Origin of the sequence: Candidatus Angelobacter sp., from assembly GCA_035607015.1 — a bacterium.
Classification (GTDB): domain Bacteria; phylum Verrucomicrobiota; class Verrucomicrobiia; order Limisphaerales; family AV2; genus AV2.
Window position 1 is genome coordinate 1 of record DATNDF010000496.1, and the last position, 8795, is coordinate 8795.

Consider the following 8795-nt stretch of genomic DNA (forward strand, 5'->3'; position numbering starts at 1 on the left):
GAGCCATTCGGCGGACCGTTTGGACGAAAAGGGCAAACGGCATCTGGCAGTGATCAGCGAGGCGGCCAAACGGATGGGCAACCTGATCGACGATCTGCTGCTCTTCTCACGCATGGGGCGCCAGGAAATGCGCCGGGCAACAGTGGATACCAAAACACTGGTGGCGGAGGTCATCGCCGAGCGGGCGCCCGAGACGCAGGGACGCTGCATCGAATGGAAGGTTGGCGACTTGCCCGGGGTTCAGGGAGACGCTGCGATGCTGCGCCAGGTGTGGGTCAACCTGCTGTCGAACGCGGTCAAGTACACGCGGCCACGTGAGCAGGCGAACATTGAAATCGGCTGCGTGGAGGATTCGGCCACGGAAACAGTGTTCTTCGTACGGGATAACGGCGTGGGCTTTGACATGAAGTACGTGGACCGGCTTTTCGGGGTCTTCCAGCGGTTGCACAACGACCGGGAATTCGAGGGAACCGGAATCGGCATGGCCAACGTCCGCCGCATCATCAACCGACACGGAGGCCGGACCTGGGCCGAAGGCAAAGTCGGTGAAGGCGCGGTTTTTTACTTCTCCATTCCGAAGGCGCAAACGCCGTGGTAATAAACCAGAAATGATGCTGGAGAGGCTCCTGCTCTCCTCAACAGCGACAAGATTATGGCTGAATTCAATACCGTTCTGTTGGCGGAAGACAACGAAAACGACATCGAGCTTACTTTGACGGCGCTGGCGGAGAATAATCTGGCCAATGAGGTGGTCGTCGTGCGGGACGGAGCCGAGGCGCTGGATTATCTCCACCGACGCGGGGCGCATGAATCCCGCGCAGGTGGTGATCCTGCCGTCGTTTTACTGGACCTGAAGATGCCCAAGGTGGACGGGTTGCAGGTGCTGCGGGAGATTAAATCCAATGAAAACCTCAAATCGATTCCCATTGTCATGCTCACCTCCTCGAAGGAAGAGTCCGACCTGGTCGAAAGTTACAGATTGGGCGCCAATGCCTATGTGGTGAAACCGGTTGCTTTTGAACAGTTCGTCAAGGTGGTAAAGCAGGTGGGTGCTTTTTGGGCGGTGGTTAACGAGCCGCCTCCAAAAGCCCGTCAGAATCCGCGCTGACCGCGCAATGAACGCCCTCCCCGGGCCGGGAGTCCTGGAGTGACATGCTGATTCACTTCGCCTGGAAGCTGTCTGGTGTTCATATTCCGCTTCCATCCTTGTGGGAAAATCCTCCGGCGATGGTCGAAAAGCCCGAGGAAGATAGTCTCCAGGTTTTATGACGGGTGACGTCAGTCGTCCCGCACCACGCATTCGTCGATCAAACGCCGGACATCCTCCGGGCGCACACCGAGATCAAAGAGTCTTTTGGCAATCGTCTCACATATATTATTCCGATACTCCTCGGCGGTACCCAGTCTCTCCTCCCACCCCGATGCCCGAATCTCCTCCTCGGTGTATCTGGAACGCAGCGCGAGAATCCTTTTGATCTCCGGCTTCATCGGAAGTTCGATCAGCGCGGACCATGGCGGTTGCCAGGCGCAGCCAACCGACGTCGAACCAAAGTGAAACCGTCCTTCGTCAACGTAAACAAAAACGGGGTCCACGGTCGGTGGCACTTGGGCCAGAAGCAAAACAAAAGCTCCGGGAATTCTGACTTGTCCAAACCATTCCCCAATTGCCGGAATCGTCACCGCCATTCCACCGAGAGCGATGTGCAAAACGCGATCGCCAAAACTGATAATGGCCTCCTCATCGCGTTCAGGTCGGCACAGTTTCTTGAGCAGCCAAAACGGTTCCTTCAAATCTTTTTGGTTTATCTCGAGCTGCGGTGCCATTGAATGAATCCAGGTGTGGGCATGTACGGACCCAAAGATCAAAATAACCGTTAAGCTTGTTTACTCGTACTGTTGTGTGTACTTCCACTGGAGTTGTCGGATCGCGCCAGCCACCTCCGCGAGAGCTTCCCAGCCGCGCGAATTAGCGCCCCAGCTGAAAACGGCCAGAGAGCCGCCGGCAGCTATGCTGATCCTGCTGTGTGGTCCTAACTGCAAGGGGACCTCTGCGGGAACGATTGAGACTCGAATCTGAAGCAGAGCCTCCAAGATCCCCCGGTATTCATCGGCTTCTATTCTATATTCGGCGCGCTCGGAAGAGCCCTCTCGCTCCGATGTGATTAAACACTTGGAGAGATAAAATCCCTCCTGGTACCTCTCAAAGAGGCGAACTTCGTGTTCCAACCCGTCATCCGAGCGCGAGAAGTTCAGAGTGATGATCGGATTTTCCCGTGCCGGTGATTTAGACTTGTCCATGCTAAAGGCCGTTCGAGCCGGGGCTTCTCCCAACAATCCGAAGCAATTTCCCGAGCCATGATGTCGGTGCGGTTTTTGAGTCCCGATTGGCCAGGCGATCCATCGTCTGGGCCACGGCTTCCAGCGACAAGCGGACGAACGACGGTCCTTCAATGAGAAGATCGCACAGAACAAAGGTATTCACACGAAGAAAGTAAATCGACCCATCAAAGGCATGAAAAAAACCGTTACGACGAACCCACTCGCAATAGGTGATCGCCATGCGCCGAATGTCGCCAAAAGGATCCTTACTGGCGCACCTGCCCTCAGTGTTGGGGAACAACTCCAGGTATACTGGCAGAAACCGCGGGTAAATGTATTCATTCCAAAGCCGCGATCCCAATTGGCGCCGTTCATCGAGAGCCACAGCATCCAAACAACCTTCCGAATTCAGGATCAAACGGCGGATTCGTAGGTTGTGAGCACAGACCTCCTCCACCAGCTTTGACTGCTCCGGGGTTGGACTGTTTATGGTGGCCAGATTGTGTGCCATCGTCTGTCCCTTTCATGAAAATCAAGCGGAACCGCTTGTCTTTTCGTGCATAACCATCCGCGTTGGGAAGCTCGACTCGGATTGTCAACTGACTGAAGGAAGTATTATCCCGTTTTGGGATAACAGTCAACTCTGTTTAATCATGGGCGCCCGGTGTCAAAGACCATTTTCAGCGTCGGGCAGGAACGGCTGCAAAAGCTGCTGCGGGAAGCTCGCGAAGCCGAAGGGCTGACCCAGTCAGACATCGCCAAGCGACTCAAAAAGCCTCAGTCGTACGTCAGCAAATATGAAACAGGCGAAAGGCGGTTGGATCTGATTGAGCTCCGCGAGGTCTGCCAAGCACTCGGCACTTCCTTGGTGAGATTTATTGAGCGTTTTGAAAGATCGGTCTCCGATTAAGCTCGATGCTTGCTGCAACTGACTCCTTCGTTGGGCAGAGATTGGTTGGTAATGTATGTTCCCAGCGTCATCGCCGTATTTTCTGAATCGGACACGATAACAAAGTGAATTATGCGTGTCTGATATGACAGCGCCGGGCACTTGATCAAAGCGGCGGAGCATCAGCTCGTTGTCATCCCTCATCCCTTAAAGATTTCCACCGCGCGGCTCTGTAATCAGTTAGACAACGCGAAATCAAAATGGTCTTTTGTCGGAAAAATCTCCGCGCGTGAATTCGTCCGGGTTGAGGGCGTCAGGCCGTTTCTCTCCACCCCCGCCCCCCCTCCGGCTTTGCTAAGGTTTTTGCTAAGGTTTGGCGGATTTCTGGCCGGATTTGACCTGAGCGCGCAAAACGTGCTTGGAGCCAATGTTTACAAGAGCATTCTGCGTTTCCGCGCAATGGCGCGCAAGGTCGGAAAATGGCTGAAGGTGATTTTTTAAGTCCTGTGCGTCTGCCATTTCGCCACACCGGCGGTCACTGACTTGCGGATCGCCTGCGGTGATGCGTCCGCAGAGAGCCGACTCCGGGCCGCTTCCGTTTTAACCCGGTGCCATCCACGGAGACTGTCCGTAAAATGGTTCCGGGCACAACCACGAAACGGAATCGCCCGCCTCGTGGTTGAGGCGCACATTATCAAAAGGTTTTGGGCGGGCGCAAGGAACCAATCAGTGGGTGAGGGCAACGGTGTCGCCGTCCGTGAGAGCGCGCTACGCTCAAAGCGCCCATCGGGGCGTGGACGGGTGTGAACTGCAGAATCTCCTGACCGCCCGACCGGGAGAGCGATCAGTGAGTTTTGAAACGATGACAAGGCTCGCGGACCGTGCATGAGTATTTTGCCGTCTCATCCACCGAATTGATGGCACGAAGACGTTTGCAGGTTGGCCGTAGTGGACGGAGGCGCACAAGGATCGGTGGAAGATGCGTCAGCATGTTTTCCATTATTGCATCCGAATATCAGGATGAGAAATATCTCAAACGAAAAGAAATAAGTTGCTCCGACAACTGTTTTGAATTACACACGGCGCCCGTCATGAAAACCTGCATGAACATATCCGTCACGATTTGGCCGAAGACGGTCGCCGGTGCGACACGTCATAGCCGGCCGAATTGTGAGCTCAGCCTATCCAGAGCGTATGGAGGTCAGGAACCCACATTGGATAGACCGGAGGTAAGCAGGTAATCGAAGTCCATAGAATTTCCAAACCCTGCTTACCGCGATGGTGGCAGGGTTTTTTGTTTGTCCATGAGCGATTAAATCAACGAAACGAAAGGATCGAGGCTGTGAGTAGAGAAAAGCTGACATCGGAATGATGTCGCCGGGCGCAAGACAGAATTTGGCGAGAAAGAGCGATCACGCTCAACCGATGGGGTGTGCCCATGAGTCGCCGATACGAGCGCCGAAACGACTAAACCAGATTTTACAATTGAAGGGCTTCGGAGGAGGTGTGCCTCTAAACACCGAAACAGCCGCCGTGAAACCGCGGGCTGGGATCGAGTAGATCGCCAGGAGGTGTTTGTTCTTTGTTGCAAGGCGGGGCCTTGACCCAACATGGCTCCGCCAAGGGCACGGGCCCGGAAAGCCCTTGCGGACGGCCACAAACCGACGCAGCTCCCGGCCCTTTTAATTTCGCGGCTGTGGTTTAACGGCAGAATATCTTCCTGCCAGGTAGATATTCAGAAGTTCCGGCTGTCGCCCAGACGATTTGTTAAGATTTCCCTGTCCTCACATAACGATAAATACATATTGCAACACGATAAATCATAAATTAGGATAAAAACATAAAAATTCATAAGAACCACCATGAAAAGAAGCTCAACAATATTTCTTCAGGTAGTCATTGTGCTAATCGGTATCGTGGCTCTGGTCATCATGATCCGATTCCCCTTGACCGAGGGGAGAGCCGCAAACTTAGACCTGTATCATATTTACGCTGATCCGTTCCTGGCGTATGGGTACCTATCGTCCATTTCATTTTTTGTTGCCCTGTATCAGGCGTTCAAATTGCTCGGATACATCGGACAAAACAAAGTATTCTCACTAGACTCTGTGAAGGCTTTAAGGAATATAAAATATTGCGCGATCTTATTGAGCATTTTGATTGTGATGGCAGGAATATACATAAGGATATTCCATGCTGAAGGTGACGACCCGGCGGGTTTTCTCGCCATGTGTATTGTGACCACTTTTGTTTCTATCGTCATCGCTACTGCCGCGGCCGTGTTTGAAAGAACCTTACAAAGTGCCGTCGATATAAAGTCCGAGAACGACCTAACCGTTTAACGTCATGGCCATCATTATTAACATCGATGTCATGTTGGCCAAACGGAAAATGAGCGTTACTGAGCTTGCCGAGAAGGTCGGCATCACCATGGCCAATATTTCCGTGTTGAAAAACGGAAAGGCCAAAGCAATTCGCGTATCAACGTTGGAGGCGATTTGCAAAGCGTTGGAGTGTCAGCCAGGAGATATTTTGGAATACAAGAAGAACTGAATTTTGGCGCGACGCCGCAAACCAAAAATTTCCTTTCCATTCCTGTTCCGCTCCGCGGCGGAGCCAATTTCCGGGATTCCCAACCCTGACGAAGCCAGCAGAATACCCGGGGGAATTTGCGCATCGATTTTGGGGTTTCCACCCCATCGCCAGACTGGCCCGGCGGAAAGTAGGAATTGCGCATGCAATTTCTTCATTCTTACAGCGGGTTGAATTGCGGCGCCCGTTTTCTCCGCGGTATGTTTTCCATTCCATTCCTGTTCCTCGTCGCGATTGCGCCCGTGCTGGCCGACACCAACAGCTGGACCAAACCGGACAACGGCTTCTGGGAAGAGCAGGCCTACTGGTCACTCGGTATGCTGCCGGACGCGACGCAGGACGTCCTCTTCGACAACGCAGGCTTGAAGGCCCTGGCAATCGGACCTCAAACCGCGCAGAACTTCCCCCAGTCCATGAGCGTCCAATCACTGCGCGTGGGCGCGCCTGTTGATTCGTTTAACACGCTCCTGATGGCCTTCTCCGGGTTCGAGCAGCCACTGCAAACTGGAAGCCTCACCGTTGATCCCAATGGCGCGGTCGTGATGCAAGGGTCCTCGCTTCACGTGCTCCAGGGTGGGCTTCCTTATGAAGCGGATCTCTTCATCCTGGGGAATTTCAGCCAGGGCGACTTTTCGCAGGTCGATGTTGATGGCAGACTCAGGGTCAATTCCGGCGGCTATTTCCTGACCAATGGCACTCTGACTGTCAATTTCCTGCTGGAAGACTGGGGCAAGTTCGTTCAGTACGGGGGCGCGAACAATTCAGGAAGTTTGCACGTTGAGGAGTCCGGGGAATATGACCTCTACGAAGGAGAGGTGCAAGGGTTCCTCCGGGTTTCGGACCATGGAAGTTTTTTCCAACAGGCGGGGAACGTGACTGCCGACGTGGACGTTGGCTTTGACTATTCAGGTGGCCTCTACGTTCTGAACGGCGGAACTCTGACGGGGCAGATGACCGTTCCGTCCGCCCGTGGTAGCGGCGCCGTTCAGCAGTCCGGCGGAACGAACTTTGCCGTTTCACTGACCATCGGCAATGGCAGCCGCTTCGGTGGATGGGGCAGTTATGTTCTCTCCAACGGTGTTGTGGCGGTCAGTTCGTCCACCACTCTGCGCGCCCTCGGAACTTTCGACCAATGGGACGGGGCGCACAGCATCGCATCGAACCTCGTGATGCGCGGGAGCGATTTGGGTGCTCTCGGTGGTATCGCACCGGCGGTCTATACGCTCCGGAACGGAACACTTTCAGCAATGAGCCTGAGCATGTGGATCGCCAGCTTTGATCAGGAGGGCGGCTCGAACCTGATCTCCGGCGATATGGTTACTGGCCCGCCCCTGGCCTCGAACGGAGGCCGGTACACAAGCCTGTACAGACTCAATGGGGGGGTTTTATCGGCGTCGAACGTGACCCTCATCGGCTCTCTTCAAGGCGGCAATTTCCTGGACAACGGCGGTTTTGACCAGACCGGCGGCACGAACGTGATTACGGGTGATCTTCTGATTACGGGCACAAGCGCGAATTTTCAGGGCTATACACTCACTGGCGGTAGCCTGAGCGTGAACAATATTTCCATCAGCAACGGAGCCACCTGTCATCACAGCGGAGGCGTAATCAACCACTCGGGTGTGGTGACGTTGGCGGGAGGGAACTGGCAGGCACGGCCCGGAGAGCAGACGCTCGGCCTAATGCGCCTGGCCAGCGGCGATTCATCCGAAATTTCGAGCATCGATTTTCCGGACAGCCCGTCGGTCTTGCGGCTGGCCAACAGCCGCGATGAAGCCTGGAGCCCGACGGCAAACCTGTACGTCAACAACTGGCATGGCTCGACGTCCGGAGGAGGGGAAACCCGGCTTTTCTTTGGCTCCAAAGCGAACGGGTTGACTCCCGAACAACTCGCGCTCATCAAGTTCTCCCTCCCGGGAGGGCTCTATCCCGCCCGGCGTCTGTCCACCGGCGAGGTGGTGCCGCAGATGCGCCACTGACCTTTTCCTGCTACGGGAACACAGCTGACCCTGACGTAAGGGCGGGCCAGCCCCCCAATAGCAATTCGAGCAGACACAACACGTGTTATCTTCAGGACCCAGGTTTTAGGAACTGTTGCGTGCGTTCCAGACGTTGCGACTGTTCAGAACGGAATCACTTTTTCCCGGGAGTAGTCATCAACCAATTTACTGCGGGCCGAAGAACATGGGTTACCTCTGTTAAAGGACAACTCCCACGTTCACCCACTTGTCCGCAGTTCGGGAACACGATCCGTGTCGGGAGTTGGCGATGCGGCAAGTGTAGCGGCGCTCTATGAGCGTCGTACAAATCCGGCGGTTACGAGAATTGATTCAATCCACATTTAGAACTTCAGAGGAATTGCGGAAATCTGAAATTGGATGATTTCGTTGTCTATCGTATCTCTCGGAAAGATGGCTGTACCCACGTGAAGCCAATCGAAATCGATGCAAACGATTATGACATTTATGAATGCTGGGAGGCTGGGCTATCTGTTCCAGACCAGGCGCAGTTTCTACATCCCGCAGACCGATCAGCTCAGTCGACGGGCCGCAAAGCCGCAAAGACTGATTCGTTGCAGTTGGCGACGGCGAACAGTTCTGATCAGGCAATCCATCGGGCAAGACTTTGGAAGTCCATTCCGGCACAGAATTCCATTTTGTTCCCCACATAATTCCGTTGAGCAAACGGATTTTGTTGCCAACGATGTTGTTCCAGACATCAATCCACATTATGACTACGACACAACACGAAAAGGCGTTGCGATTTCAGGAACTGCATCGAGGGTCCGGCGCGTTCTTGATCCCCAACCCGTGGGATGCCGGCTCCGCGCGTCTGTTGGCCGGTTTGGGCTTTGAGGCATTCGCCACGTCGAGCGCCGCTGCGGCGGGTGTTCTCGGGCGGCGCGATGGCCGGATGACGCGAGACGAGTCGCTGGCGAACGCGCGAATGATCGTTGAGGCGACTGACCTGCCGGTGGCTGCGGACCTGGAACATG

The 8795-nt window shown here is 54.6% G+C and carries 10 protein-coding genes; 8 read left to right on the forward strand and 2 right to left on the reverse strand.

Annotated features, from left to right (window positions below; all coding sequences use genetic code 11):
- Together VN887_19820 and VN887_19825 are read left to right on the forward strand one after the other, a co-directional pair.
- On the forward strand, positions 1-598 hold a 598-nt coding region (locus VN887_19820), incomplete at its 5' end, for an ATP-binding protein (protein HXT42266.1).
- Between the two features lie 54 nt (positions 599-652).
- Entirely contained in the window at positions 653-1108 is a 456-nt protein-coding gene (locus tag VN887_19825; GenBank protein HXT42267.1) for a response regulator, read from the forward strand.
- A gap of 170 nt (positions 1109-1278) precedes the next feature.
- Here VN887_19825 and VN887_19830 read toward each other — a convergent pair whose 3' ends face one another.
- A complete protein-coding gene (locus VN887_19830; protein ID HXT42268.1) occupies positions 1279-1824 on the reverse strand; it encodes a hypothetical protein in 546 nt (181 codons plus the stop codon).
- Between the two features lie 475 nt (positions 1825-2299).
- Positions 2300-2830, reverse strand: a complete 531-nt coding sequence (locus VN887_19835) for a hypothetical protein (GenBank protein ID HXT42269.1) — start codon at positions 2828-2830, stop codon at positions 2300-2302.
- A 153-nt stretch (positions 2831-2983) separates the two neighbouring features.
- Between VN887_19835 and VN887_19840 the strand changes: the two genes are divergently transcribed.
- The 6 genes from VN887_19840 to VN887_19865 form a co-directional block, all read left to right on the forward strand.
- The gene (locus tag VN887_19840) at positions 2984-3229 is read left to right on the forward strand and encodes a helix-turn-helix transcriptional regulator (GenBank protein HXT42270.1); all 246 of its coding nucleotides are present in this window, start codon (positions 2984-2986) and stop codon (positions 3227-3229) included.
- A 342-nt stretch (positions 3230-3571) separates the two neighbouring features.
- Complete coding sequence (locus tag VN887_19845; GenBank protein ID HXT42271.1) at positions 3572-3709, forward strand: hypothetical protein; 138 nt, start codon at positions 3572-3574, stop codon at positions 3707-3709.
- 1361 nt (positions 3710-5070) lie between these two features.
- Positions 5071-5550: a DUF2975 domain-containing protein gene (locus VN887_19850; GenBank protein ID HXT42272.1), complete on the forward strand. Its 480-nt coding sequence runs from the start codon at positions 5071-5073 to the stop codon at positions 5548-5550.
- Positions 5551-5554: 4 nt separating this feature from the next.
- Positions 5555-5761: a helix-turn-helix transcriptional regulator gene (locus tag VN887_19855; protein HXT42273.1), complete on the forward strand. Its 207-nt coding sequence runs from the start codon at positions 5555-5557 to the stop codon at positions 5759-5761.
- A 182-nt stretch (positions 5762-5943) separates the two neighbouring features.
- Positions 5944-7779, forward strand: coding sequence for a hypothetical protein (locus VN887_19860; protein ID HXT42274.1), 1836 nt, complete (start codon positions 5944-5946; stop codon positions 7777-7779).
- Between the two features lie 751 nt (positions 7780-8530).
- Positions 8531-8795 (forward strand): isocitrate lyase/phosphoenolpyruvate mutase family protein (locus VN887_19865; protein HXT42275.1); only part of this gene is annotated, 265 nt, incomplete at its 3' end.

Bases quoted from the DNA above. Each gene is read 5' to 3' on its own strand.
- VN887_19825 (HXT42267.1), top strand. From the start codon at position 653: ATGGCTGAATTCAATACCGTTCTGTTGGCGGAAGACAACGAAAACGAC.
- VN887_19830 (HXT42268.1), bottom strand. From the start codon at position 1,824: ATGGCACCGCAGCTCGAGATAAACCAAAAAGATTTGAAGGAACCGTTT.
- VN887_19835 (HXT42269.1), bottom strand. From the start codon at position 2,830: ATGGCACACAATCTGGCCACCATAAACAGTCCAACCCCGGAGCAGTCA.
- VN887_19850 (HXT42272.1), top strand. From the start codon at position 5,071: ATGAAAAGAAGCTCAACAATATTTCTTCAGGTAGTCATTGTGCTAATC.
- VN887_19855 (HXT42273.1), top strand. From the start codon at position 5,555: ATGGCCATCATTATTAACATCGATGTCATGTTGGCCAAACGGAAAATG.
- VN887_19860 (HXT42274.1), top strand. From the start codon at position 5,944: ATGCAATTTCTTCATTCTTACAGCGGGTTGAATTGCGGCGCCCGTTTT.